This is a genomic window from Aeromonas sp. QDB20 (genome assembly GCF_027707805.1).
Classification (GTDB): domain Bacteria; phylum Pseudomonadota; class Gammaproteobacteria; order Enterobacterales; family Aeromonadaceae; genus Aeromonas; species Aeromonas dhakensis.
Window position 1 is genome coordinate 385,006 of the sequence record NZ_JAPCJC010000001.1, and the last position, 26,609, is coordinate 411,614.

At 60.3% G+C, this 26,609-nt stretch carries 25 protein-coding genes; 20 read left to right on the plus strand and 5 right to left on the minus strand.

All coding sequences use genetic code 11. The features are described from left to right. Positions 1-30: 30 nt before the first annotated feature. Positions 31-1,461 (minus strand): methyl-accepting chemotaxis protein, encoded by a 1,431-nt coding sequence (locus PG897_RS01610; protein WP_201880595.1) that lies wholly within the window; start codon positions 1,459-1,461, stop codon positions 31-33. Between the two features lie 85 nt (positions 1,462-1,546). On the opposite strand from PG897_RS01610, the gene PG897_RS01615 reads away from it, so the two are divergent. Beyond that, the gene (locus PG897_RS01615) at positions 1,547-1,819 is read left to right on the plus strand and encodes an acylphosphatase (protein WP_005300975.1); all 273 of its coding nucleotides are present in this window, start codon (positions 1,547-1,549) and stop codon (positions 1,817-1,819) included. An 89-nt stretch (positions 1,820-1,908) separates the two neighbouring features. Here PG897_RS01615 and PG897_RS01620 read toward each other — a convergent pair whose 3' ends face one another. Beyond that, positions 1,909-2,544, minus strand: a complete 636-nt coding sequence (locus PG897_RS01620) for a glutathione S-transferase family protein (RefSeq protein WP_010633965.1) — start codon at positions 2,542-2,544, stop codon at positions 1,909-1,911. A gap of 198 nt (positions 2,545-2,742) precedes the next feature. Beyond that, a complete protein-coding gene (metG, locus tag PG897_RS01625) occupies positions 2,743-4,776 on the minus strand; it encodes a methionine--tRNA ligase (RefSeq protein ID WP_201880589.1) in 2,034 nt (677 codons plus the stop codon). A gap of 186 nt (positions 4,777-4,962) precedes the next feature. Here metG and apbC point away from each other — a divergent pair, with 186 nt between their 5' ends. From apbC to PG897_RS01645, 4 genes are all read left to right on the plus strand, one after another. Next, entirely contained in the window at positions 4,963-6,045 is a 1,083-nt protein-coding gene (gene apbC / locus PG897_RS01630) for an iron-sulfur cluster carrier protein ApbC (protein WP_005300966.1), read from the plus strand. A gap of 110 nt (positions 6,046-6,155) precedes the next feature. Then, positions 6,156-6,800 (plus strand): uridine kinase, encoded by a 645-nt coding sequence (gene udk / locus PG897_RS01635; RefSeq protein WP_005300963.1) that lies wholly within the window; start codon positions 6,156-6,158, stop codon positions 6,798-6,800. Positions 6,801-6,863: 63 nt separating this feature from the next. Then, complete coding sequence (dcd, locus tag PG897_RS01640; protein WP_005300960.1) at positions 6,864-7,445, plus strand: dCTP deaminase; 582 nt, start codon at positions 6,864-6,866, stop codon at positions 7,443-7,445. Between the two features lie 399 nt (positions 7,446-7,844). After that, the gene (locus tag PG897_RS01645; protein ID WP_005300957.1) at positions 7,845-9,314 is read left to right on the plus strand and encodes an inorganic phosphate transporter; all 1,470 of its coding nucleotides are present in this window, start codon (positions 7,845-7,847) and stop codon (positions 9,312-9,314) included. A gap of 730 nt (positions 9,315-10,044) precedes the next feature. On the opposite strand, the gene rne is transcribed toward PG897_RS01645, so the two are convergent. After that, on the minus strand, positions 10,045-13,173 hold the full coding sequence (rne, locus tag PG897_RS01650; RefSeq protein WP_043170161.1) for a ribonuclease E: 3,129 nt from the start codon (positions 13,171-13,173) through the stop codon (positions 10,045-10,047). A gap of 411 nt (positions 13,174-13,584) precedes the next feature. Between rne and rluC the strand changes: the two genes are divergently transcribed. Next, positions 13,585-14,529 carry a 23S rRNA pseudouridine(955/2504/2580) synthase RluC gene (gene rluC, locus PG897_RS01655; protein ID WP_201880576.1) on the plus strand — a complete coding sequence of 315 codons (945 nt, stop codon included), beginning with the start codon at positions 13,585-13,587 and terminating at the stop codon, positions 14,527-14,529. Further along, on the plus strand, positions 14,529-15,176 hold the full coding sequence (locus PG897_RS01660; RefSeq protein ID WP_043170165.1) for an HAD family hydrolase: 648 nt from the start codon (positions 14,529-14,531) through the stop codon (positions 15,174-15,176). The genes rluC and PG897_RS01660 overlap by 1 nt, the downstream gene beginning before the upstream one ends. 72 nt (positions 15,177-15,248) lie before the next feature. On the opposite strand, the gene PG897_RS01665 is transcribed toward PG897_RS01660, so the two are convergent. After that, positions 15,249-15,830 carry a Maf family protein gene (locus tag PG897_RS01665; RefSeq protein ID WP_043170168.1) on the minus strand — a complete coding sequence of 194 codons (582 nt, stop codon included), beginning with the start codon at positions 15,828-15,830 and terminating at the stop codon, positions 15,249-15,251. A 248-nt stretch (positions 15,831-16,078) separates the two neighbouring features. Here PG897_RS01665 and PG897_RS01670 point away from each other — a divergent pair, with 248 nt between their 5' ends. The 13 genes from PG897_RS01670 (at position 16,079) to holB (ending at position 26,608) form a co-directional block, all read left to right on the plus strand. Then, positions 16,079-16,744 (plus strand): START domain-containing protein, encoded by a 666-nt coding sequence (locus PG897_RS01670; RefSeq protein ID WP_043170170.1) that lies wholly within the window; start codon positions 16,079-16,081, stop codon positions 16,742-16,744. Between the two features lie 250 nt (positions 16,745-16,994). Further along, positions 16,995-17,516, plus strand: a complete 522-nt coding sequence (yceD, locus tag PG897_RS01675) for a 23S rRNA accumulation protein YceD (protein ID WP_010633974.1) — start codon at positions 16,995-16,997, stop codon at positions 17,514-17,516. Between the two features lie 19 nt (positions 17,517-17,535). Further along, positions 17,536-17,703 carry a 50S ribosomal protein L32 gene (rpmF, locus tag PG897_RS01680; protein ID WP_005300935.1) on the plus strand — a complete coding sequence of 56 codons (168 nt, stop codon included), beginning with the start codon at positions 17,536-17,538 and terminating at the stop codon, positions 17,701-17,703. A 9-nt stretch (positions 17,704-17,712) separates the two neighbouring features. Beyond that, positions 17,713-18,732 (plus strand): phosphate acyltransferase PlsX, encoded by a 1,020-nt coding sequence (gene plsX / locus PG897_RS01685; protein ID WP_017779016.1) that lies wholly within the window; start codon positions 17,713-17,715, stop codon positions 18,730-18,732. Between the two features lie 7 nt (positions 18,733-18,739). Beyond that, positions 18,740-19,699 carry a beta-ketoacyl-ACP synthase III gene (locus PG897_RS01690; protein ID WP_139430868.1) on the plus strand — a complete coding sequence of 320 codons (960 nt, stop codon included), beginning with the start codon at positions 18,740-18,742 and terminating at the stop codon, positions 19,697-19,699. Positions 19,700-19,768: 69 nt separating this feature from the next. Beyond that, the gene (fabD, locus tag PG897_RS01695; protein ID WP_201880573.1) at positions 19,769-20,704 is read left to right on the plus strand and encodes an ACP S-malonyltransferase; all 936 of its coding nucleotides are present in this window, start codon (positions 19,769-19,771) and stop codon (positions 20,702-20,704) included. 13 nt (positions 20,705-20,717) lie between these two features. Then, positions 20,718-21,452 (plus strand): 3-oxoacyl-ACP reductase FabG, encoded by a 735-nt coding sequence (gene fabG, locus PG897_RS01700; protein ID WP_005300916.1) that lies wholly within the window; start codon positions 20,718-20,720, stop codon positions 21,450-21,452. A 157-nt stretch (positions 21,453-21,609) separates the two neighbouring features. Then, positions 21,610-21,846 (plus strand): acyl carrier protein, encoded by a 237-nt coding sequence (gene acpP, locus PG897_RS01705; protein WP_005300909.1) that lies wholly within the window; start codon positions 21,610-21,612, stop codon positions 21,844-21,846. 82 nt (positions 21,847-21,928) lie between these two features. Beyond that, a complete protein-coding gene (fabF, locus tag PG897_RS01710; RefSeq protein WP_201880570.1) occupies positions 21,929-23,170 on the plus strand; it encodes a beta-ketoacyl-ACP synthase II in 1,242 nt (413 codons plus the stop codon). A 19-nt stretch (positions 23,171-23,189) separates the two neighbouring features. Further along, positions 23,190-24,044 (plus strand): aminodeoxychorismate lyase, encoded by an 855-nt coding sequence (gene pabC / locus PG897_RS01715; protein ID WP_201880568.1) that lies wholly within the window; start codon positions 23,190-23,192, stop codon positions 24,042-24,044. Beyond that, entirely contained in the window at positions 24,034-25,035 is a 1,002-nt protein-coding gene (gene mltG / locus PG897_RS01720; protein ID WP_005300892.1) for an endolytic transglycosylase MltG, read from the plus strand. The genes pabC and mltG overlap by 11 nt, the downstream gene beginning before the upstream one ends. After that, positions 25,035-25,676, plus strand: coding sequence for a dTMP kinase (gene tmk, locus PG897_RS01725; RefSeq protein WP_201880566.1), 642 nt, complete (start codon positions 25,035-25,037; stop codon positions 25,674-25,676). Before mltG ends, tmk begins: the two co-directional genes overlap by 1 nt. After that, the gene (gene holB / locus PG897_RS01730) at positions 25,661-26,608 is read left to right on the plus strand and encodes a DNA polymerase III subunit delta' (protein ID WP_201880565.1); all 948 of its coding nucleotides are present in this window, start codon (positions 25,661-25,663) and stop codon (positions 26,606-26,608) included. Before tmk ends, holB begins: the two co-directional genes overlap by 16 nt. Position 26,609: the final 1 nt, after the last annotated feature.

Consider the following 26,609-nt stretch of genomic DNA (forward strand, 5'->3'; position numbering starts at 1 on the left):
GGATGGCCTCTGTCGTTATTGCGCGGCAAGTTAGATCTTCAGGCCTTTCAGGGCCTGGGTCAGCTCGGTAGCGGTGGCCTTGAGGCCGGCGGTGCCGGCCACCGAGGCACTGGCGGACGCTTCCACCTGGCCCGCTTCATGGCGCACCTGATCCAGATTGCGGGTGATCTCTTCTGCCACCGAGCTCTGCTGTTCGCTCGAGGTGGCGATCTGGGTGCTCATCTCCAGCACCGCATCGCTGTGGTTGCTGAGCTTGTCGATGTCGAGCCCCACCTCGCTGATGAGCTGCTGACTGCTGGCCGCTCGTTCCACCGTCTTCTCCATGATGTCGTTCAGTGCCCCGGTGCCGGCCTGCAGCTCTTCAATCATCTGCTGGATCTCTACCGTGGCCTGCTGGGTGCGGCTGGCCAGGGTGCGAACCTCGTCGGCCACCACCGCAAAGCCGCGACCCTGCTCGCCGGCGCGGGCCGCCTCGATGGCTGCGTTGAGGGCCAGCAGGTTGGTCTGCTGGGAGATGGCGTTGATGACGTTGACCACTTCGTTGATGCGATTGGCATTGTGGGTCAGCCGCTCCACCGCGCCGGAGGCGTTGCCAATCTCGTCGGCCAGGGTGCGAATGGCAGTGATGGTGCGCGATACCCGGGAGGCGCCGTTGGCCGCCTCTTCGCTAGATTGGCGGGTCTGCTGCAGGGTGTCGTTGGCGTTGCGGGCAACCTCGCGAATGGCGGCGGACATCTGCTCCATGGCGGCGGCCAGGGAGTCCATGTGCTGGCGCTGGGAGCGGGCCATGGTTTCGCCTTCGCTGGCATGATCGCGAAACTCGTCAGCGGCCATGGTCAGCGCCTCGGCGGACTCCTCCACCAGCTGTACTATCTTGTGCTGGCGGTCGGTGAAGCGGTCGATGCTGCCGGCCAGAATGGAGAACTCGTCGCGCACCGGGAAGAAGTTGAGGCGGAAGGTGAGATCGCCATCCGCCACGGTCTGCAGCGCCTTGTTGGTGGAGTAGAGCGCCCCCGACACAAAGGTCATCAGGTAGTGGGTCACCAGGGCCAGCAGGGCGGCCAGCACGGCTATGATGGTGAGGGTGGTTCCTTGACCATCCCACAGGGAGTAGCGGGAGGCATCCAGGGTACCGGTGACGACCCCGGCCTGGCCGGCGCTGGCGCCGTACCGATAGATGTCGCCCTGCTGGGTCAACCCTGTGCTGCCGGTCGGGCTCAGCGTGAGCTCGGCCGGCAGGGTCAGATCGGCGTGCTGGCTGGCCAGCTGGGCGCTCAGTTCGACCCGCTGCTTGAGCTGCTCCAGGCGCAGTTGCATCTCCTGCTGATGGCCGTCTGCCAGCAGATACCAGCTGATAAAGGCGATGAACAACAGCGGACACCAGAAGGTGATGAGAAATTTTTCGCTGATCGTGAGGTGAATGAGATAACGGTCAACCCACCGAAACTTTACTTCTTTCATAATGGTATTGCGTCCTGCAAGGGGATGAGAGTGTCGCGCTCATTATCGCCTTGAAGGGAAATTTCTTAAGGGGAAGGTGTGAGAAATGGGAGAGCAATCGTTTGTCGTGCGAGTGTGGGGCCTGGTACAGGGGGTGGGGTTTCGTTACTTCACCCGGGAGCGGGCGCTGCAACTGGGGCTGCGGGGCCATGCCTACAACCTAGAAGATGGCTCGGTGGAGATCCTCATCTGCGGGCCGGAGCAGAGCGTGCAAATGATGCTGGGCTGGCTGGAGCGGGGGCCGCGTACCGCCGAGGTGACCCGGATGGAATATGAGGTGGCGCCACCGCCCAAGGGGAGCGGCTTTCATACCAATTGAGCGCCTTGCCACGTCAATGATGCCGAACAGCCATAAAGAACGGGAGCCACACAGGCTCCCGTTTGCATTGACGCTCTCTTGTCCGCAGGTCAGCCGGCCTGGGCGGCGTCGGCGATGGCCTGGGTCTTGGCCAGCACCGCCTGCAGGGCGGGGCGTTTGGCCAGGCGATCCCGATAGGCCGCCAGCTTGGGGGGAATGGTCTGCTCGAAGCGGGTGGCCCACATCAGGGTATGGGCCAGCAGCAGATCGGCGATGGTTACCTGCTCACCCAGCAGGTAACCCTGCTCGGGCACCCAGGATTCGGCGATGGCCGCCGCCTTGTCGAACTCCCATTTGGCGGTGGGGAAGATGGCCGGCAGGCGCTGGGCCTCGGGCAGGGCGAAGCGGTGCTTGCCGATGGTCCACAGCGGCTGCTCCAGTTCACAGGTGATGAAGCTGACCCACTGGGCGTGCAGCGCCGAGGCCTGGGTCCCTCTGGCCGGCAGCCAGTTCGGACCATACACCTCGGCCAGGTACTGCATGATGGCGGCGGACTCGGTCAACACGAACTCCCCGTCCTTGAGCACCGGCATCTTGCCGCTCGGGTTGAGGGTCAAAAACCAGTCGCTGCGATTCTCGCCCTTGGCGAAGTCGAGAAACTGGAACTGCCATGCCACGTCCAGCTCTTCCAGTAACCAGGATACGCGCAGGGCTCGGCTGACGGGGGTGCCATATAAGGTGATCATGCTTGCTCCTTGCCTGATGAATGGGGCCATGGGCCCGAAGTGAATCGCCAGTCTAGGCAAATTGATCGGGAGCAACAAGCACCCAAGGGGGGAGGCAAAGCACAAAACGGCGCAATCAGCGGGAGAGGGGGAGGAGGAAAGAGAGAAAATAAAAGGGAGGCCCCAGGCCTCCCTCGTTGCTAACGGCTGTGGCAGCGCTTATTTGACGCGCATGCCAGGCTGGGCACCTTCCTGTGGCTCCAGGATCCAGAGATCCTTGCCACCTGGGCCTGCCGCCAGCACCATGCCTTCAGACATGCCAAAGCGCATCTTGCGCGGGGCCAGGTTGGCCACCATCACGGTCAGCTTGCCTTCCAGATCTTCGGGGTTGTAGGCGGACTTGATGCCGGCAAACACCTGGCGGGTCTCGCCGCCGATGTCCAGTTGCAGCTTGAGCAGCTTGTCCGCTTCCGGCACCGCTTCGGCCTTCGTGATCAGCGCCACCCGCAGGTCCACCTTGGCAAAATCGTCGTAGGCGATGGTTTCGCTGATGGGGTCATCAACCAGCGGACCGCTCGCTTTCGGTGCCTGCTCCTTGGCCAGGTCCTCCTTGGAGGCCTCGATCATGGCTTCAATCTTGGCCGGCTCAATGCGGGAGAAGAGCGCCTTGAACGGGGCGACGGTGTGGTCGACCAGCGGGGCGGCGATACCATCCCAGCTGAGGGTCTCGGCCAGGAAGGCCTCGGCACGTTCGGCCAGGAGCGGCATGACGGGCTTGAGGTAGGCCATCAGCACGCGGAACAGGTTGATGCCGACGGAGCAGACTGCTTGCAGCTCGGCATCCGCCCCTTCCTGCTTGGCGATGACCCAGGGGGCCTTGTCGTCCACGTAGCGGTTGGCCTTGTCGGCCAGCGCCATGATCTCACGGATGGCGCGGCTGAACTCGCGGCTCTCGTAGGCCTCGGCGATGGCGGTGCGGGCGTTGGCGAACTCGGCGTAGAGTTCAGGCTCGGCGCAGGTGGCGGCCAGCTTGCCGTCGAAGCGCTTGGCGATGAAGCCGGCGTTGCGGGACGCCAGGTTGACCAGCTTGTTGACCACGTCGGCGTTGACGCGCTGCACGAAGTCTTCGAGGTTCAAGTCCAGATCATCGATGCGGCTGTTGAGCTTGGCGGCGTAGTAGTAACGCAGGCACTCCGGATCCAGGTGATTGAGATAGGTGGAGGCCTTGATGAAGGTGCCCTTGGACTTGGACATCTTGGCGCCGTTGACAGTCACGTAGCCATGCACATTGACCTTGGTCGGCTTGCGGAAGCCCGCGCCTTCCAGCATGGATGGCCAGAACAGGCAGTGGAAGTAGGCGATGTCCTTGCCGATGAAGTGGTAGAGCTCGGCCTCGGAGTCCGCTTTCCAGTAGCTGTCGAAATCGATGTCACCGCGCTTGTTGCACAGGTTCTTGAACGACGCCATGTAGCCGATGGGGGCATCCAGCCAGACGTAGAAGTACTTGCCCGGGGCGCCGGGAATTTCGAACCCGAAGTAGGGGGCGTCACGGGTGATGTCCCACTGCTGCAGGCCGCTTTCGAACCACTCCTGCATCTTGTTGGCCATCTCTTCCTGAATGGCGCCGGAGCCGCGCACCCAGTCGGCCAGCCAGGTCTCAAACTGCGGCAGGTCGAAGAAGAAGTGCTCGGAGTCCTTCATCACCGGGGTAGCGCCGGAGACGGCGGATTTCGGATCGATCAGTTCGGTCGGGCTGTAGGTAGCGCCGCAGCTGTCGCAGTTGTCGCCATACTGCTCCGGGGACTTGCACTTGGGGCAGGTGCCCTTGACGAAACGATCCGGCAGGAACATGGATTTTTCCGGATCGAACAGCTGGGAGATGGTGCGGCTTTTGATCTTGCCGCCGGCCTGCAGACGGCCGTAGATAAGCCCGGCCAGCTCACGGTTCTCGTCGCTGTGGGTGGAGTGATAGTTGTCAAAACTGATGTTGAACCCGGCGAAGTCGGCCTGGTGCTCCTGGGAGACTGCCGCGATCATCTCTTCCGGGGTGATCCCCAGCTGTTGGGCCTTGAGCATGATCGGGGTGCCATGGGCATCGTCGGCACAGACAAAGTGCACCTGGTGACCGCGCATTCGCTGATAACGAACCCAGATATCGGCCTGGATGTGTTCCAGCATGTGGCCAAGATGGATGGAGCCATTGGCATAGGGAAGGGCGCAGGTTACCAGCATTGTACGAGGATCAGTTGCCATATAGTCGTTCTTGATGTGCTTGTTGGGATGATAGAGTGCCGTGCATGTTACCCGAATTGGGGGTAGCCTGCCTAGGGTTGTGGCTCGTCCTACCCGCCGGCGCACGCTGGTCGGCAAGCAGGCAAGCCACTGATTTGTGTGCGGTAACCGTTCACCTCAAGATAATGACAAGATAATGAGGAGTTAATGGTGATTGATTCAGTAAAACAGATCCTGGCCGAATTTAAGCCGACAGGGTGGGGCAAGGATCTGGTGGCTGCCGGCTTCGTGCGCAGCATCGACAAACAAGGTTCGGCGCTCACCATCAAGCTGGTGCTGCCCTTCGCTGGCCACTCCCTGTTCGAGCAGATCCAGCAGGACTTCGATGCCCGGCTGCGCAGCGTCACCGGCGCGACCCGTATCGACTGGGTCGGCGAGATCGAGGTGGCCAGCATGCCGCGGGCGCAGGGGCTGGCGGCGGTGCAGGGCATTCGCAACATCATTGTGGTTGCCTCCGGCAAGGGCGGGGTGGGCAAGTCCACCACCGCCGTCAACCTGGCGCTGGCACTGCAAAAGGAGGGGGCGCGGGTCGCCATTCTGGATGCGGACATCTACGGTCCCTCCATTCCGACCATGACCGGAACCCTCAAGGAGCGTCCCGTCAGCCATGACGGCAAGCTGATGGAGCCGGTGATGGCCTGTGGCCTCAAGAGCAACAGCATCGGCTATCTGGTCTCCGAGCAGGATGCCACCATCTGGCGCGGCCCCATGGCGAGCAAGGCGCTGGCCCAGATCCTCCACGAGACCCGCTGGGGCGAGGTGGACTACCTGGTGGTGGACATGCCGCCGGGCACCGGTGACATCCAGCTCACCCTGGCCCAGCAGGTACCGACCACGGCAGCGGTGATCGTCACCACCCCTCAGGATGTGGCGCTGGCGGATGCCCGCAAGGGGGTAGCCATGTTCAACAAGGTCAATGTGCCCGTGCTCGGCATCGTCGAGAACATGAGTTATCACGTCTGCAGCGCCTGTGGTCATCATGAGGCGCTGTTCGGTACCGGCGGCGGCCAGAAGATGGCCGAGCAGTATCAGGTGGCGCTGCTGGGTCAGTTGCCACTGCACATCGACATCCGCAAACACATGGACGATGGTTGCCCGACCGTGTTCGGCGCACCGAAAGGGGAGCTGGCAGAGGCCTATCTGAAACTGGCCCGTCGGGTGGGGGCTGAGCTCTATTTCAGCGGAAAACCGATTGCGACCCCTCTCTATACCATGGCGCTGGATGAATAATCGGCGGTCGGCTGTTTGGGGTGGATTTGAGGGTGGGCAGGGCTCACCCTTTTTTATATAATGGATCGGTTTAAACAATCCCCACTGCTCTTCTCTTTAGGTATTTTTCAATGTCTGATACTCAACATTCGTGTGTGATCATCGGTATTGCTGGTGCATCCGCGTCCGGCAAAAGTCTTATAGCCCAAACCATCTATGAAGAGCTGGTGGCCGAGCTGGGAGCCGGTCAAATTGGCGTGATCACCGAGGATTGCTACTATCGCGATCAGACCCACCTGACCATGGAAGAGCGGGTCAAGACCAACTATGACCACCCCAACGCACTGGATCACGACCTGCTGGTACAACACTTGAGCCAGCTGGTGCAGGGGGATGCCGTCAACATTCCCCAGTACTCCTATACCGAACACACCCGCATGAGCGATGTGACCCCCTTTGCCCCGCGCCGGGTGATCATTCTGGAAGGGATCCTGCTGCTGACCGACAGCCGCTTGCGCGATCTGATGGATGCCTCCATCTTCATGGATACCCCGCTCGACATCTGCCTGCTGCGCCGCCTGGTGCGCGACGTGCAGGAACGCGGCCGGACCATGGATTCCGTGCTCAAGCAGTACCAGAAGACGGTGCGTCCCATGTTCCTGCAGTTTATCGAGCCTTCCAAGCAGTACGCGGACGTGATCGTACCCCGTGGCGGCAAGAACCGCATCGCCATCGACATGCTCAAGGCGCGGATCCGCCATATGTTGATTGGTTGAGAGATATCAAGCCGGGTGATGCCCGGCTTTTTTAAATGAACAATTTGTCAGGAGAGTCGCCCAATGCGTCTTTGTGATACCGATATCGAACGTCATCTGGATGAAGGCAAGATCGTCATTGAGCCAAGACCCGGTATTGAACGGATCAGTGGCGTCAGCGTCGATGTGCTGCTGGGCAACGAGTTTCGGGTGTTTCGCGATCACACCGCTCCCTATATTGATCTGAGCGGGCCGAGCAGCGAGATGGCCGATGCCATCGATCGGGTGATGAGCGACGAAATCCACATTCCCGATGGGGAAGCCTTCTATCTGCACCCGGGTCAGCTGGCGCTGGCGGTCACTTATGAATCGGTCACCCTGCCGGCGGATATCGTCGGCTGGCTCGACGGCCGTTCCTCCCTGGCTCGCCTGGGCCTCATGGTACATGTGACCGCACACCGCATTGATCCGGGCTGGTCCGGCCGCATCGTGCTGGAGTTCTACAACGGCGGCAAGCTGCCGCTGGCGCTGCGCCCCAAGATGAAGATCGGTGCGCTGAACTTCGAGATGCTCTCCGGTGTGGCGGCGCGTCCCTACAACAAGCGGGAAAACGCCAAGTACAAGAGCCAGCAGGGCGCCGTGGCCAGCCGCATCAACCAGGACTGATCTGGCCTGTGTGATCCTTGGCAGTCGACAAGAGACAATATGCTGAAGAAGGGCGCCCGCAACGGCGCCCTTATCCATGGTGGTGGCAACCTGTGTCGGCAGGTAAGTTGTCGGTTCCTTGTGCAATTCTCCCTTTTGGGTTGGTCCAAGATTGACGCAACGCGCACCTGTGGAGGGGGATTGGAGTGGCCGGAAATGATGAATTGTTCCCGTTTGGGGACTGTTTTTGTCAGGCAAGGTCTGTTTAATTAATCCAAGACAAGCCGCATGGTGACTGGCGCTAAGCTATTTTTTGGCTGAATGCTCTTTTTTTTTCTTACTGAAATATTTCAACAACGGGTATGGCGTTACCAGCCTTCTGGCATAATCCGCCGCAACTCATAAACAGGTTCGTTTTTTATGTTTGAAATGTTTAGTGGTTTGGGTTTGTGGTGGTCAATCGGTTTGGTATTGGCCGTTTTTTTTGTGTTGGCCTATGAATTCATCAATGGCTTTCACGATACCGCCAACGCGGTAGCAACGGTCATCTATACCAAGGCGATGCCGGCACATACGGCCGTGGTGGCCTCCGGTCTGTTCAACTTTGCCGGGGTCATGATGGGCGGGTTGGGGGTGGCCTATGCCATTGTTCACCTGCTGCCCATCGATCTGCTGCTCGGAATGGACTCTACCCAGGGTCTTATCATGGTGTTCTCCCTGCTGTTTTCCGCCATCGTGTGGAACCTGGGCACCTGGTTCTTCGGGATCCCCGCATCCAGCTCGCACACGTTGATCGGCTCCATCCTGGGGGTAGGCGGCGCCTATGCCTGGATCAACCATCAACCGCTGCAGGAAGGCATCAACGTCGGCAAAGCCATCGACATCATGCTCTCCCTCATCATCTCGCCCACCGTCGGTTTCATCATTGCGGCCATACTGCTGTTTGCCATGAAACGTGTCTGGCAGGGCAGCAAGATCCACAAAACACCGGAAGAGCGCCTGCTGGTGGATGGCAAGAAGCATCCGCCGTTCTGGGCTCGCCTCACGCTGGTAGCTTCTGCCATGGGGGTCAGCTTCGTGCACGGCTCCAACGATGGCCAGAAGGGGATCGGTCTGGTGATGCTGGTGCTGATCTGCATGGCGCCGGCCTACTTCGCGCTGGACATGAACAGCCGCTCCTACGATCTGGATCGTACCCAGGATGCCAACCAGCGCATCATGGAGATCTATCAGCGCAACCATGAGCTGGTTTCCAAGGTGGTGGACTTCAAGGTGCCGGCCCAGGCCCAGGAAGAGCTGATGACCCATTGCGCCGCCTCCGGTGCACTGCAGGCCATGGCCACCCTGGACAATCGTCTTGCCCAGGTGCGCACCTATGAAGAGATGGACCTGACCGATCGTCGTGAAGTGCGTCGCCTGCTGCTGTGCATCGACGATACCGCACGCAAGGTTTCCAAGCTGCCGCTGCCGGCCAAGGAGCTGACCGATCTCGCCAAATGGCGCAAGGATCTGACCGCGACCGCCGAATACGCGCCGACCTGGGTTATCGTCTCCATCGCCCTGGCGCTTGGCTGCGGTACCATGGTGGGCTGGCGTCGTATCGTCTACACGGTAGGCGAGAAGATCGGCTCCTCCGGCATGACCTATAGCCAGGGGATTGCAGCCCAGATCACGGCAGCTGCCTCCATCGGTATCGCCAGTCTGACCGGCATGCCGGTGTCCACCACCCATATACTCTCCTCCGCGGTAGCGGGGACCATGGTGGCCAACAAGTCGGGCCTGCAGAGCCAGACCATCAAGACCATTCTGATGGCCTGGGTGCTGACCCTGCCGCTCACCATGCTGCTCTCCGGTGGCCTGTTCCTGATCAGCAACCATCTGTTCAGCTGAACCAGTTCCATCTGATTGTCAAAAGGGCCCCCAGGGCCCTTTTTTCATGTCTTCAAAACAAACAATCAGCCATACCTTCGTAGTAGACGAGGACGCCAATGCTCTCGTTATATGCCATCAAGCTAAATATTTGAAAACAATGTAAAAGACTCCTTACTGATCTCGCCCATATCACGACCTTCAAAAAAACCGTCTACAAAGCGAGGGGATTTGACATCGACAAAAATGTGGCCCGTTAGACCAGTCACTCAAGTAGTGGGGAGGCCAATCGGCGCGAGCCGCAGAGTTCAGATGATGTAACGAGGCAAAGACAAAGAGTCAGATGTGCGTTGGTGAATATCCGATAGAGGAAATGGACAGTGTGCAACGGCATGAGCAATGTTCTGCTCCGCTATCACAGCGTCACTGCTTGGAAAGCCGGTTGGAGTGGGGGAGCAAGCCGTGTTAACCGCGGTTTCAACTGACCATGTCTGCTGTCGTAAAACGACCGGGGTTTCAGATCATATGGATGTATCAGAGGCGTGAAGCCTGGATAGTGGGGCAGGGGAGCATGACGGGTAACCATCAGCAGTGCGAGAAGCCAGGGTTAGGTTTGCACAGAGTGGCATAAAGAAGATGAGCTGACGGTAATGGAGCGGGTTGCAGGTGCTGCTGGAGCGATACGTGCTACATAGAGAGATAAAAAAAGAGCCACACAGTGTGTGGCTCTTTTATCAGGTTAGCGGGTCAATCAGGGACGACCGGCCGGGCTGGTTGCAACGTTGACGGCGGCAGTGCTGCCACCATGACGGCCGGAAGTGGCCACTTCGCTGCGCACCAAGGGTGCATACTCGACCGGCTTGCGTGCCGGCAGGGCAGGGGCGGCGGCCGGAGTTGCCATCGGGGCAGAGGCCTTGCGGGCACCAGCCAGCAGGCTGCCACCGCGCTTGACCTGCTTGGCAGCCGGGGCTGCGGTTGCGGGTTCAACCTTGGCAGTCTCTGCCGCGACAACAGGCTCGGCCACTGCGGCAACCGGCTCAACGGTCGGTACGGCAACAACGTCTGCAACTGCCGGGGCGGTTTCTACGGTCGCTTCCACAACCGGCTTGCTCTCGACAACCGGAGTCTCAACAGCCTGTACGGGCTCAACGACCGCCTCTGCCACGGTTTCCACTTCAACAGGCGCAGCTTCAACAGCAGCAATGACCGGTTCGGCCACCAGGGGGGCGGTTTCGACGACGGTTGCTACCGGTTCAGCGGCGACAACGGCTTCGGCCTGCTCGCGGGCTTCTTCGGCGACGGCCTCGGCAACCACGTGCTCGGTCAGGGCGGAGGAGGCCTGCAGGGCAGCAGCAACGGCTTCAGCGCTCGGGATGGTGATCACGGGCACGGCCGGCTCTTCCACTTTGACCTGGGCTGCATCGGCTTGCGCGGCGGCAGTCAGAGTCGGTGCAGCGACTTCGGCAGTCTGCTCTTCATCGTCACGCTGGCTGCGAGCTTCTTCGTTGATGCGCTTGCGGCGTTGGCCTTCGATACGCTGATTGCGCGGAGTACGGCGGGAACGACGCTGGCCTTCTGCCTGCTCATCCTGCTGTTCAGTCGCGTCAACGGCATCGACGGTGGCAACCGGCGCTACATCGGCAGCATGGGCAACAGCGGCGTCATCGGCAGGCGCATCGACGCGGATTTGCTTGCGCAGTTGGCGGCGTTCGCGGCGCTCGGCCACTTTCTGCTCTTTTTCCTGACGCTGTTCCACGTTGGTGGCAACGGCTTCTACGCTGTCCAGCGTGTCGACCACTACCTCGGCACGGGGTTCACGCGGAGCGCGGGGCTCACGAGCCTGACGTGGGGCACGGGGTTCGCGCTCCTGACGCGGCTCACGAGCCTCGCGAGGTTCACGTTCCATGCGCTGTTCGCGCACGTCACCACGGGCTTCACGTTCCTGACGCGGCTCACGCTCTTTGCGTGGGCGACGGTTGCGGCCTTCGCCGTTCTCGCGGCTGGCCACGCCTTCGCGCTTCTCGCCGGCATCGCCGTTGCGGCTGCTGCGGTTGTCGTCACGACGACCACGTTGACCACGGCTGCGGGATTCATCGCGCTGATGACGGTGACCGTCCTCTTTGCGAGCCTCGCGCGTTGCCGGTTTCTCGGCAGGCGCGGTGACCTCGGCGCTGTCAGCATTGCCGCCGAACAGGTTGGAGAGGCTCTTGAACAGCTTGCCGAACAGGCCCGGCTCTTCGGCAACCGGGGCTGCAACAGGGGCGGGGGCCGCCGGCGCAGCCGGTTGCGGTGCCTGGACGAAGCCTTGCAGCAGGGGCTGCTCGCGCTCGATGGTCTGGGCCTGTTTCGGCTGGTAGACCGGCTTGGCAATTTCGGTTTTCAGCTCGTAGCTGGCCGCTTCCGGGATCTCGTTCTGACGGATGCGGGTCACTTCGTAGTGCGGGGTTTCCAGGTGCTGGTTCGGAATGATGTAGACACGCACATCATTGCGTTGTTCCAGGCTGGCGATGGAGCTGCGCTTCTCGTTGAGCAGATAGGCGGCGACATCGACCGGCACCTGAGCATGCACCTGCTCGGTGTTGTCCTTCATCGCCTCTTCTTCGATGAGACGCAGGATGGACAGGGCCAGTGATTCGTTGTCACGGATCACGCCCTGACCCTGGCAACGGGGGCAGATATGGCTGCTGGACTCGTTGAGGGAGGGACGCAGACGCTGACGAGACATCTCCAGCAGACCGAAACGGGAGATCCGGCCGAGCTGGATGCGGGCACGGTCCTGATGCACGGCTTCACGCAGACGGTTTTCCACTTCGCGCTGATGGCGAACCGGCGTCATGTCGATGAAGTCGATGACAATCAGACCACCCAGGTCACGCAGACGCAATTGACGGGCAATCTCGTCGGCCGCTTCCAGGTTGGTCTGCAGCGCAGTCTCTTCGATATCGCCGCCCTTGGTGGCGCGGGAGGAGTTGATATCGATGGAGGTCAGCGCTTCGGTCGGATCGATCACGATGCTGCCGCCGGAGGGCAGGCGCACTTCACGCTGGAAGGCCGACTCGATCTGGCTCTCAATCTGGAAGTGGTTGAACAGGGCAACTTCACCCTTGTACAGCTTCACGCGGTTGAGGAAATCGGGACGTACCAGCTCGATGTGCGACTTGGCGCGTTCGAAAATGACCGGGTTGTCGATCAGGATCTCGCCCACATCGCGGCGCAGGTAATCACGGATGGCACGCACGATGACGTTGCTTTCCTGATGGATCAGCACCGGCGCGGAGCGGCTCTGTGACGCCTTGTGGATGGAGTCCCAGTGGTTGAGCAGAACGTTCAGATCCCACTCCAGCTCTTCCGGGGACTTGCCCACACCGGCGGTACGCACGATGAGGCCCATGCCGTCCGGCACGGTCAGGCCGCTCAGGGCTTCTTTCAGTTCAGTCCGTTCATCGCCCTCGATGCGACGGGAGATACCGCCGGCACGGGGGTTGTTCGGCATCAGCACCAGGTAGCTGCCGGCCAGACTGATGAAGGTGGTGAGAGCTGCACCCTTGGTGCCACGCTCTTCCTTGTCGATCTGGACGATGACTTCCTGGCCTTCGCGGACCACTTCTTTGATGTTGGGACGACCCTGATAGGAGTAACCGGAGGGGAAGTAATTGCGGGCGATTTCCTTTAACGGCAGGAAACCGTGGCGCTCGGCGCCATAGTCGACAAAAGCAGCTTCGAGACTGGGTTCTACGCGGGTGATTTTGCCCTTGTAAATGTTCGCTTTCTTCTGCTCGTGTCCCGGACTTTCAATATCCAGATCGTAGAGCTGTTGTCCGTCAACCAGCGCTACGCGCAACTCTTCTTCCTGAGTCGCGTTGATTAGCATTCTTTTCATTGAGTTCTCGTTATTTTGTCATTTTGATTTCCTCCACAGGATCCTGCCGGCGCCGGCCTCGGGTCTTCAGCATACTGGGGCAACCTCCCGGTTGGGGTATGCATGAGGCGCAAACTAAGGGCACTCTGGTTCAGCCTTCTCGAGAAGGCATGAAAAGGATACCGGTGTGGAGACAAATAGGCGGTTCTGTTTGCGTTCTCCATGCGCTGTACCTCGCACCCGGGAACCGTCATGTTCTTGTATACACGGTGTTTCGGGATTGGGTGGCATAATTTTTGGCCACTTAGTACAAGGCTTGAACACAATGACAAAACCTTGTTTATTATCCCATTTAAATCACTTTTATAGCAAGGCGCCATTTTTCAACAAAGCATGCAGCCAAGGGCCGTCGGCAGTGTTAAAATCCGCGCCATGACACAGATACAACAACAAGTGCAGCTGCTCACCATCGAAGCTGAGCATGACGGGCAGCGCATCGACAATTTTCTCAAGACTCAGCTAAAGGGCGTCCCCAAGAGCCTGATCTATCGCATCCTTCGCAAGGGGGAAGTGCGCGTCAACAAAAAGCGCATCAAACCGGAGTACAAACTCTGTACCGGTGACGAGGTACGGGTTCCCCCCGTGCGGGTCGCCGAAAAGAACGAATTGCCCTCGGCCAACCTTGGCAGCATCCAGCGTCTGGAGAGCCAGATCCTGTTTGAAGACGACGCCATGATCGTGCTCAACAAGCCGTCCGGCATGGCCGTTCACGGCGGCAGCGGGCTGAGCTTCGGGGTCATCGAAGGGCTGCGCGCCCTGCGCCCGGAAGCCCGTTTTCTCGAACTGGTGCATCGTCTCGATCGCGACACCTCCGGTGTGCTGCTGGTCGCCAAGAAGCGCAGCGCCCTGCGCAGTCTGCACGAGCAGCTGCGGGTCAAGACCATGCGCAAACAGTACCTGGCACTGGTGCGTGGCCAGTGGCAACCCCACGTCAAGGTGGTCAATGCGCCGCTGCGCAAGAATGATCTGCAATCCGGCGAGCGGGTCGTGCGGGTCAGCGCCGATGGCAAGCCGTCTGAAACCCGGTTTCGCATTGCCCGTCAATTCGCCGAGGCGACCCTGGTCGAGTGCAGCCCGATCACCGGCCGTACCCACCAGATCCGGGTGCACACCCTGCATGCCGGCCACCCCATCGCGTGTGACGACAAGTATGGAGAAGCGGCATTTGACGAGAAAATGCGCAGCCAAGGCCTGAAACGGCTCTTCTTGCATGCCTGGCGTCTGACCTTCACTCATCCGGCCGATGGTCGCGAGATGCAGGTCGAAGCGCCCCTGTCGCCCGAGCTCGAGACCTTCCTCAACGGATTGGCGCGCTGATGACACAGATCCGGCTCGCCATTTTCGACTGGGACGGTACCCTGATGGACTCGGTGGGCCGGATAGTGGCCTGCGTGGCTGCCGCGGCCCGTGACTGTGCCGAGGTGGTGCCCACCGCCACCGAGACTCATCAGATCATCGGCCTCAGTCTGGAGGTCGGCATCCCCCGGCTGTTTTCCCTGGAGCAGGGCGGTGAGCGAGCCAATGCCCTGATCGCCCGCTATCGCCACCACTATCTGCACGATGCTACTCCCAGCCCCCTGTTTGCTGGGGCGAGGGAGCTGCTGCACGGCTGGTACGAGCAGGGCATTGCGCTGGCGGTGGCGACTGGCAAGTCACGGCGGGGGTTGGACAGGGTACTGGATGAAACCGGGTTGCGGCCACTCTTTGCCGCCACGCGCGGAGCGGATGAGGCCAACTCCAAGCCTGATCCGCTGATGCTGACGCAAATTCTGGATGAGCTGGACATTGCCCCGCACCAGGCGGTGATGATCGGTGACTCCATCCACGACATGGCGATGGCCGAAGCGCTGGCCATGCCGCGCATCGGCGTAAGCTGGGGCGTGCACGACCGGGGGCGCCTGCAGGCTCACCATCCGCTGGCGGTGGCCGATACCATGGCGGAGCTGAGGGCGCTGCTGGGTTGATGACAAGCACCGGGATGCAATACAAAACGGAAGCCAAGGCTTCCGTTTTTTATTGCCAACATTCTGCCTTCATCAGGGCAGAGAGAGGCCGTGGCGCTCCAGCAGTTCGATCAGTCCGATCAGCGGCAAGCCGATCAGAGCATTGGGATCGCGTCCCTCCAGAGCCTTGAACAGCACGATACCCATGCCTTCACACTTGAAGCTGCCGGCGCAGTCGAGGGGACGTTCGGCCTCCACATAGCGGCGGATAGCCTCCTCATCCAGCTGGCGAAAATGGACGGTGAAAGGCTCAACCAGCTGCTCGACCAGGCCGGAAGCCGCATCCAGTACGCACAGGCCGGTATAAAAGGTGACGCTGCGCCCCTGGGCCGCCATCAGCTGGGCTACCGCTTGTTCGACCGTTCCCGGTTTCCCCAGGATCCGGCCATCACAGACGCACACCTGATCCGAGCCGATGATCAGTCCCTGATCACGCAGGCCGGCAATGGCGCTGGCCTTGGCATGGGCAAGGCGGGCCACCAGCGCCTGTGCCTCTTCACAGGGCAGCACAGATTCATCGACTTCGGGCGCGGCGCACTCAAAGGGGAGGCCCAGCTTTTCCAGCAAGGCTTTGCGGTAACGGGAGGTGGAGGCGAGGATCAGGGGGCGCGACATGGCAATCAGGTATCCAGGTTCAGAAACGGGCAGGCGCCGATGGTATCGCCATCGTGCGGCGCGGGCAAATATCGCCGCGCTCGCAAGCGGGTGATCCTGCTCGATGCGCTGGCCTTGCTCAGAACACAGTACGCGTCGGCTGCATCTGGCTGATGGAGTGACTTGGTTTTGCTCCCCCGTTCACTGCCTGTCTCTGCCCCGTCTGAAAACGGCTATAAGCATAAGAGCGGGGTAACGGGGGCGATGAGATGAACAAGCTGGGGGCATGGTTGTTGTGGCTGCTCTGTCTGCCCGTCTGGGGACAAGGCTGGCACCTGCAGGCAGGGGAGGAGGGCATACTGCTCTGGACCCGCCCTCATCCACCCGGCGCCTTTCTGGCCTTGCGACTGGAGATGTATGTGGCAGCGCCCCCTGCGGCGCTGCTCGCGGTGTTGCGTGATACCGGTCGACATCAGGAGTGGCTGCCCCAAAGCCTGGAGGTGAGGGTATTAGCCAAGCCCGCCCCCGATGAGGATATTGTCTATACCCGCCTCGCAGCCCCCTGGCCCGTACAGGACCGGGAGCTGATCACCCATTCCCGCCTGCAACGGCTGCCAGATTGCGGCCTGGTGCTGAGCGTCTGGGCGGCCCCCGATGCTTTGCCGCCTTATCCCGGTCGGGTGCGGATCCACACCAGTGAAGGACGCTGGGAAGCGCTGCCTCAGCTAAACGGCACGACGCTGGTGCGCCTCGAAACCTATACCAACCCGGGCGACACGCTGCCAGCCTGGCTCGTCAATCCCATGGCTACTGATGCTGCGCTGCAGAGTTTTCGAGCCATTCGCCGCCTGATGGAGGCCGCCCCGGTGGGGATCTGTGCCTGTCTTCATCAGCGACCTAGTGGAAAGCATGGTGCTTGTAACGCCACCCCTTGACTGCAGCAGGGTGGGGAAGGCAGGGCGAATTGGACAAGCAAGTCACGGCGGGACTACCTGACAACTGCCTGGGGCCTGACGCACCAGCAAATCCGGCCAGGATCCGGTGTCGGATCCGCAGGTTTGTGGCATAATCAGGCACCGGTGAGCGCAAGTTCCGCCATGTGCGGGGGTTGTGAGGTTAAAATCATCGGCGGTAAGGACTTTTTCCTTTGACTATCAGTTGTTGGACCTATAATATTCGCGCCCTATGCAAAAGGTGAAGTTGCCCGTAAAGGTTGATCCAGTCCGTAGTGCCTCGAAGCTGCTCGATTATGTCGGGATAGTGGAAAAGTCGCAGATGCCCAGGCTGGAGGAATCAACCGCAGGCTTGCGGAGTGATATCGATGTATCGCTGCACTTTGGCAAAGATGTCCAGAAGTTGACCGTTATGAAAGGCACTGCCCATGCCAAGGTTGACCTGGTTTGCCAGCGTTGTGGAGAGACATTCGAACATCTCTGTGAAGCTGAATTTATCTACACTCCGCTGTTCGAAAGAACAAACGAGGAAGAACTGCCGGAAGCTTATGAGCCCATTGAGTTGGACGAAAACGGCGAGATGGATCTTCATCAAATCCTGGAGGATGAACTCATCCTCTCGTTGCCGCAGGTGGCCATGCATCCCATGGATGCTTGCCCGCGCGGTAACATGGAGATGACCTGGGGTGAAATCGAACCTGCTGATGAGCGGCCGAATCCCTTTGCAGTTCTTGAAGAGCTTAAACGTAAGTGAATTTAGGAGTTAGCCTACAATGGCCGTACAACAGAACCGTAAAACCCGTGCCAAGCGTGGCATGCGTCGTTCCCACGATGCGCTGACCACCGCTGCCCTGACTGTTGATCAGACCAGTGGCGAAATTCATCGTCGTCACCACGTGACTGCCGATGGTTTCTACCGCGGTAAAAAGGTAATCGCTTAAGGATTGCCTTTGTCTACGCAAACTGTCGCGCTAGACATCATGGGGGGAGATATTGGCCCCTCGGAAACAGTGCCTGCCGCCGTGCAGGCACTGTCTCTTTTACCCCAGCTGAAATTGATCCTGGTCGGTGACCAGCACCAGACCACCCCCCTCCTGCAGCAACATGGCTTGCTCAATCACCCTCGTGTCCGTTTTGTACATGCCTCCCAGGTCGTTGGGATGGGCGACAAACCGATCGTGGCACTGCGCACCCTGAAAGACTCCTCCATGCGAGTCGTACTCAATCTGGTCAAGGGCGGCGAAGCCGATGCCTGCGTCAGCGCCGGCAACACAGGTGCACTGATGGCCATGGCCAAATGCGTGCTCAAATCCCTGCCCGGCGTCGACCGACCCGCCCTCATCAAGGCGCTGCCCACCCTGTCCGGCAAACGCACCGTGATGCTGGATCTCGGTGCCAACGTCAGCTGCGATGCCGACACCCTGCTGCAGTTTGCCGTGATGGGCTCAGTGGTGGCTGAAAAGGTGGAGGGGGTTGCCACTCCCAGGGTGGCCCTGCTCAACGTGGGGGAGGAGGAGATCAAGGGGAACGATCTGGTGCGCCACAGTGCCGAACTGCTGCGCCAGTGCCAGGCGCTCAACTTTGTCGGCTTTGTTGAAGGGGATCGAATTTTTAGCGGCGATTGCGACGTGATCGTCTGCGACGGTTTTGTCGGCAACGTCGCCCTCAAGACGGCGGAGGGGGTGGTGCGGATGATGGCCCAACTGGCCGGATATCCCCGCAAGAAACGCAGTTTTCTTGGCCGTATCGCCGGATTTATGTTCAAACGACGTTTTTCTTACCTGAACCCCGACCAGTATAACGGTGCAAGTCTGTTAGGATTGCGCGGCATTGTGGTAAAAAGCCATGGGCGGGCCGAACGGCGTGCCCTGTGTAACGCGATCCTGCTGGCCGCGCAAGAGGCCAAGCATCAACTTCCATTGCAAATCGCAGATCGCCTTGAATCTGTCTTTTCCGACAGGGATCTATAAGAACTCTATGCATAGCAAAATTTTGGGTACTGGCAGCTATCTGCCGCACTCGGTACGCACCAACGCCGACCTCGAACAGATGGTAGAGACCAGTGACGAGTGGATTGTGGAGCGTACCGGGATCCGTGAACGCCGCATTGCCGGTGCCGATGAAACCGTTGCAACCCTGTCTCACCAGGCAGCCCTGCGCGCACTGGAGGCCGCGGGCCTGACGGCCGCCGATCTCGACATGATAGTGCTGGCCACCACCAGCGCCGAAAACGCCTTTCCGGCCGCCGCCTGTGAACTGCAGGGGCTGCTCGGAGCGCAAGGGATCCCGGCCTTCGACGTGGCGGCCGCCTGCGCCGGCTTTACGTATGCGCTCTCCATTGCCGATCAGTTCGTCAAATCCGGTGCCGCCCGCCACGTGCTGGTCGTCGGCGCCGATGTGCTGTCGCGCATGTGCGATCCCGAGGATCGTGGCACCATCATCCTGTTTGGGGATGGGGCAGGGGCCGTGGTGATCGGTGCGAGCGACACCCCCGGCATCCTCTCCACCCATCTGCATGCGGATGGTCGTTATGGCGAGCTGCTCAAGCTGCCGCAGCCCCGTCGCGGCATGCCGGGGGCCGAGCTCGAAGCCTACATGTACATGAAGGGCAATGATGTCTTCAAAGTCGCGGTCACCCGTCTGAGCGAAATCGTCACCGAGACCCTGGCCGCCGCCGGCATCGAGCCGAGCGAGCTGGACTGGCTGGTGCCCCATCAGGCCAACTTCCGCATCATCAGCGCCACCGCCAAGAAGCTTGGCATGGGGCTGGACAAGGTGGTGCTGACCCTCGACAAACACGGCAACACCTCTGCCGCCTCCGTTCCCATCGCCTTCGATGAAGGGGTGCGCGACGGCCGGATCAAACCGGGCCAGCTGGTCTTGCTGGAAGCCTTCGGCGGCGGTTTTGCCTGGGGCTCGGCGCTGGTTCGCCTCTGATCGTCAGCGGGATGGGACGAGCGTCTCATCCTGCCGTTCTCATTTTTCTCTTATTTAAAGGAATCAATGATGACCCAATTTGCCATTGCCTTCCCGGGACAGGGCTCCCAAACCGTCGGCATGCTGGCCGAGCTGGCCGAACAACATGCCGTGATCAAGGAGACCTTCGCCGAGGCGAGCCAGGTGCTGGGTTATGACCTGTTTGCCTTGGTCATGGAAGGTCCGGTCGAAGAGCTGAACAAGACCTGGCGTACCCAGCCTGCACTGCTGACCGCTTCTGTCGCGCTGTGGCGCCTGTGGCAACAGCAGGGTGGGGCAACCCCCGCCGTGATGGCAGGCCACAGTCTGGGTGAGTATTCCGCCCTGGTCTGCAGCGGCGCGCTGACCTTTACCGATGCGGTCAAACTGGTTGAGCTGCGTGGTCTGGCCATGCAGGAAGCCGTGCCGGAAGGCACCGGTGCCATGGCCGCCATCATCGGCCTGGACAACGACGCCATCGCCGCCAACTGCGAGAAAGCGGCTGAAGGGCAGGTGGTTTCTCCGGTCAACTTCAACTCCCCTGGCCAGGTGGTCATCGCCGGTCACAAAGAGGCCGTCGAGCGCGCCAACGTGCTGATGAAAGAGTCCGGAGCCAAGCGTGCGCTGCCGCTGCCGGTCTCCGTGCCCTCCCATTGCGCGCTGATGAAACCTGCTGCCGAAAAACTGGCAGCTGCGCTGGACGGGATCGAGATCAAGGTTCCTGCCATCGCCGTCATCAATAATGTCGACGTATCCTGTGAGCAGGATCCGGCCGCCATCAAGCAGGCATTGGTGCGTCAGTTGTTCAGCCCGGTTCGTTGGACCGAGACTGTCGAGCGGATGGCCAATGAGGGGGTCACCCTCGAGATCGAAATGGGACCGGGCAAGGTACTGACCGGGCTCGCCAAGCGCATCGACAAGCGCGTGGAAGGTATTCATGCCAACGATGCCGCCTCTTTCGAGCAGGCGCTGGCCCAGATCAAGTAAACAGGAGCAATGAATGAGCTTTACCGATAAGGTTGTGTTGGTGACCGGTGCCAGTCGTGGCATCGGCCGTGCGATTGCTGAAACTTTTGCGGCCCGTGGCGCCAAGGTAGTCGGCACGGCGACCAGCGAGAGCGGCGCCGAGGCAATCAGCGCCTATCTGGGTGAACAGGGTTGCGGCATGGCGCTGAACGTGACCAGCCAGGAATCCATCGAAGCCGTCTTCGCCGCCATCAAAGCGCGTTTTGGCGACATCGACATCCTGATCAACAACGCAGGGATCACCCGTGACAACCTGCTGATGCGGATGAAGGATGATGAGTGGAACGAGATCATCGACACCAACCTCACCTCCCTGTACCGTCTGAGCAAGCCGGTGCTGCGCGCCATGATGAAGAAGCGCAATGGCCGCATCATCAGCATCGGTTCCGTGGTCGGCACCATGGGCAACGCCGGTCAGGTCAACTACGCGGCCGCCAAGGCGGGCCTGGTGGGGTTCACCAAGTCGCTGGCTCGTGAAGTGGCCTCCCGCGGCATTACCGTGAACGCGGTTGCCCCCGGTTTCATCGAGACCGATATGACCAAGGCGCTCAATGAAGAGCAGCGTGCCGGCATCATGAGCCAGGTACCTGCCGCTCGTCTGGGCGATCCAAAAGAAATTGCCGCTGCTGTGGTATTCTTGGCATCGGATGATGCCGCCTACATCACTGGCGAAACCCTGCATGTTAATGGCGGGATGTACATGGTGTAATCAATTTGTCGTGAGATCTGTTCAAATTTGCGATAGTACGCCGAAGTTTGGCGAATTTCGTGGTTTGACCAGCGGCAAGCTACTTGCAAACTCACGTCAATTGAATAAACTACCCCAACCAGACGCAATAGCGTATTTTTAAAGGAAAATTCAGGTCATGAGCAACATCGAAGAACGCGTAAAGAAAATCATCATCGAACAACTGGGTGTTAAAGAAGAAGACGTTAAGAACGCTGCCTCCTTCGTCGACGACCTGGGCGCTGACTCTTTGGATACCGTTGAACTGGTAATGGCGCTGGAAGAAGAATTCGATACCGAAATTCCTGATGAAGAAGCCGAGAAGATCACCACTGTTCAAGCGGCTATCGACTACATCACCGCTAATCAGGAATAAGTTCCTGTTCTGAAAGAAGCGGCCTAAGGGCCGCTTCTTTTATGTTTACTCCTTTTCAAAACACCTCTCGGAGACTACCTCAGTGTCAAAACGCAGAGTCGTGGTGACCGGCTTGGGGATGCTTTCCCCGGTAGGCAACACTGCCGAATCCAGCTGGCAAGCCCTGCTCAACGGGCAGAGCGGCATTTCTCCCATCGAACACTTTGACGCCAGCGAGTTTGCGACCCGCTTCGCAGGCCAGGTCAAGGATTTCGATCCCGAGCAGTACGGTATCAACCGCAAAGAAGCTCGCAAGATGGATCTCTTCATCCAGTACGGCATCGCCGCAGGCGTGCAGGCGCTGGATGATGCCGGTCTCGTCATCAACGAGGAGAATGCCGAGCGTGTCGGTGTGGCGATCGGTTCCGGCATCGGCGGTCTGGGTCTGATTGAGCAGAACCACAGCAGCCTGGTCAACGGCGGTCCCCGCAAGCTGAGCCCCTTCTTCGTACCGTCCACCATCATCAATATGGTGTCCGGTCATCTCTCCATCATGAGAGGCCTGCAGGGCCCCAACATCGCCGTGACCACCGCCTGTACCACAGGCACCCATGCCATCGGCATGGCCGGTCGCATGATCGCCTACGGCGATGCGGACGTGATGGTGGCCGGTGGTGCCGAGAAGGCATCCACCCCGATGGGGATGGGCGGTTTTGCCGCCGCCAAGGCGCTCTCCAACCGCAACGACGAGCCCACCAAGGCCAGCCGTCCGTGGGATAAAGATCGCGACGGTTTCGTACTGGGTGATGGCGCCGGGGTGCTGGTGCTGGAAGAGTACGAACACGCCAAGGCCCGTGGCGCCAAGATTTATGCCGAGCTGGTCGGCTTTGGCATGAGCGGTGATGCCTACCACATGACGGCCCCTCCCGCCGATGGCAACGGTGGCGCCCGCGCCATGCAAAATGCCATCAAGGATGCCGGTATCGCCCCCGAGCAGGTGGGTTACATCAATGCCCACGGCACCTCCACCCCGCTGGGTGACGTTGCCGAGCTGCGCGGCATGAAGGCCGTATTTGGCGAACATGCCAAATCCCTGATGGTCAGTTCCACCAAATCGATGACCGGACACCTGTTGGGTGCCGCCGGCGCCATCGAGGCGATCATCACGGTACTGGCGCTGCGCGATCAGATGGCGCCGCCCACCATCAACCTGGACAACCCGGATGATGAGTGCGATCTGGATCTGGTGCCTCATGTTGCCAAGGCCGGCAAGTTCGAATATGCCCTCTCCAATTCCTTCGGTTTTGGCGGCACCAATGGCTCACTGATCTTCAAACGCGTATAATTCGCCCTGGGCGGATAGTATGGGCCCGATACGTCAGTATCGGGCCTTTTTTATCGGAGGGATCCTTTTGCTGATCAATGGAATACCGACAGACAGCGTGTCCGCCATGGATCGTGGTCTGGCCTATGGGGATGGTCATTTCACCACCCTGTTGGTCAGGGATGGCCGGCCCGTCTGGTGGCCGGCACACCTGGCAAGGTTGCAGCAAGCGAGCGCCAGACTCGGCCTTGCCGAGCTGGACTGGCAACAACTCGGCGATGAAGTGGCCCAATTGGCCCGTGATCAAGCGCTGGCGGTGATCAAGGTGATGCTGACCCGCGGCAGCGGTGGCCGGGGCTATGATTGCACTGCCTGCCATGCGCCGACCCGGATCCTGTCGCTGGCTGCTTACCCGGCTCACTACCCGACATGGCAGCAAGATGGCATTCCACTCTTGGTATGCCGGCAGCGGTTGGGGGATGCCCCCATGCTGGCAGGCCTCAAGACCCTCAACCGGCTGGAGCAGGTGCTGCTGAAAAGCGAACTTGCGGCCCGTTCCGGGGTCGAAGGTATAGTCTTGAACAGTCGGGGATTTCTGGTAGAAGGGGTCAGTGCCAATCTGTTTTGGCGCCGTGGCAGAACGGTGTTTACGCCGGATCTCTCCCACTGCGGCATAGACGGCATCATGCGGCGCCATGTGATGGCGATGCTAAAACAGATGAGCATTGAACTGCGTGTCGTGGAGGCTCCGCTGGAGTCACTGTGGCAGGCCGAAGAGGTATGGCTGACCAATACCCTGATGGGCATAGTGCCGGTCACCGGCATCGGGGAGACCCAATATGCCAGTCAGGAATTGATCCGCCGTTTACAGGAGCGTTTGGTCATTGAAGTTTAATCGGCTTTACACCCTGCTCGCGGGCGCGGCGCTGACTGTCGCCGCTGCCGGGGGCTATGTACATTACAAGTGGCAACAGGTGGAGACGCTCACCAACAAGGGACCGACCCGTCTCTTTACCGTAGAGAAGGGAGCCCATGCGGCGCGTCTGATCGCCGAACTGGGGGAGGGGGAAACCAGCCCCTGGGCGGTGCGACTCTGGTTGCGCGGTCACCCCGAGCTGGTTGCCATCAAGTCCGGAACCTATGAGATCAAGGAAGGGGCACCGCTCAAGGATACCCTCTCCCTGTTTGCTTCCGGCAAGGAGTTTCACTTCAGCCTGACCTTCGTCGAAGGATCCCGTTTCGAGGATTGGTTGAAGCAGCTGGCCAGCGCCCCTTATCTGGAGCGGCTGACCGTCGAGTTGCCCGAGACCGATCTGGCTCAGGAGCTTGGCATTGAAAACGGCAAGCTGGAGGGCTGGTTCCTGCCGGAGACCTACGCCTATACCACTCATGCCAGCGATCTCTCCATTTTGCGCCGTGCCCATCAGGACATGGAAACCTTCCTGCAGCAGAGCTGGGAGAAGCGTCAGGCCAATCTGCCCTACAAGACTCCCTACGAGGCGCTGATCATGGCCTCGATCATCGAAAAAGAGACGGGGATGCCGGAAGAGCGGGCGCGGATCGCCTCGGTGTTTGTCAATCGTCTGCGCCTTGGCATGAAGCTGCAGACTGATCCCACCGTCATCTACGGGGTGAAGGACAGGTATGACGGCAATATCCGCCGCAGCGACCTGACCGACGTGAACCCCTATAACACCTATGTGATCGACGGCTTGCCGCCCACCCCCATCGCCATGCCGGGCAAGGCCTCCATCGAAGCGGCGCTCAATCCCCTGTCGACCGACTATCTCTATTTCGTCGCCAAGGGGGGCGGGGCCCACTATTTTTCCAAGACCCTCGATGAACACAATCGGGCGGTGCGTGAATACATTTTGAAGAAACCCTAATGTCTAAATTTATCGTGATTGAAGGACTGGAAGGTGCGGGGAAGAGCTCCGCGGTGCGCTACGTGACCGACTATCTGCATGCCCGCGGCGTGGCGCGGATCGAGTGTACCCGTGAGCCGGGCGGCACGCCGTTGGCGGAACGGATGCGGGCCATCGTCAAGGAGGTGCACGACGAGCGGCTCACCATCGAAGCCGAACTGCTGCTGATGTACGCTTCCCGGGTGCAACTGGTCGAGACACGCATCAAGCCGGCGCTGGCTGACGGCGTCTGGGTGGTGGGCGATCGCCACGATCTCTCCTCCCAGGCCTACCAGGGCGGTGGTCGTGGCATCGATGCCAACCTCATCGGCGCCATCAAGCGGGCCGTGCTCGGCGACTTCAAGCCGGATCTGACCCTCTATCTCGACATCGATCCCGCCATCGGCCTGCAACGGGCCCGTCACCGCGGTGAGCTGGACCGGATCGAGCTTGAGCAGCTCAGCTTCTTCGAGCGTACCCGCCAGCGTTATCTGGAACTGGCTGCCGCCGATGAGTCAATCAAGGTGATCGATGCCGGCCAAGCGCCGGAGCAGGTCAAGGCGGCCATCGAGGCTGCATTGTCCCACTACCTGAAAGACGAGCCCTCATGTATCCCTGGTTGATCCCGGACTGGCATGCCTTGAGTCAGACTGCCGCCGCCGGCCGGCTGGGGCACGCCTGGCTGCTGCTGGGTGATCCCGGTCTTGGCAAGGAGCAACTTGCACAGCAGCTGGCCCGCCTGCACCTGTGCCATCAGCCTGATCGGGGCGAGCCTTGTGGTCATTGCCACTCCTGCCAGCTGTTTGAAAAGGGTCATCACCCGGATCTGGGCTCCCTCACCACTGAGGGCAAGACCATAGGGGTCGAGGCCATCCGCGAGATCTGTGCGCGCCTGCAGAATTCGGCCCAGCTTGGCCGCGGCAAGGTGGTGATCATCCCCGATGCGGAGCGCATGACCGAATCGGCCGCCAACGCCCTGCTCAAAACCCTGGAGGAGCCGGCTGGTGACAGCTTGTTGCTGCTGATCGCCTCCCAGGTTTCCCGCCTGCTGCCCACCATTCTCAGCCGTTGCCACAAGCATGTCTGCCAGTTGCCGGCGGAAGGGGAGACCCTGGCCTGGCTCGCCGAGCAGGGTCATCAGGCCACCCAGGCTCAGGTGCGGATCTGCCAAGGGGCTCCGCTGCGAGTGCTGGATTACTTGACGCAGCAGCAGGACACGGATCGCCGTGATTTGCTTGAGAGTTTTCTCGCCCTCTCGCAAACACCCACCCGGACCAACCATGTGTGCAGCCTGCTGGCGAGCGATACCCAGGTCAGACTGCACTGGGTGCAGCTGTTCTTGTGCGATGCGCTCAAGACGCAGGCCGGTTGTGGCCCTCACCAGCTGGCCATGCCGGATCTGGCCGCGCTCAGTCAACAACTGGCGGAACGTCACTCCAGTGAAAAGCTGCTGGAGGCGGAGCAGCAGCTCGTTGGGCTCAAGGCGGCCTGCCAGCCCGGGCAGCTCTCCAACCCCACAATTCATTTGATGAACTGGCTCACTCGCTGGTTATAGA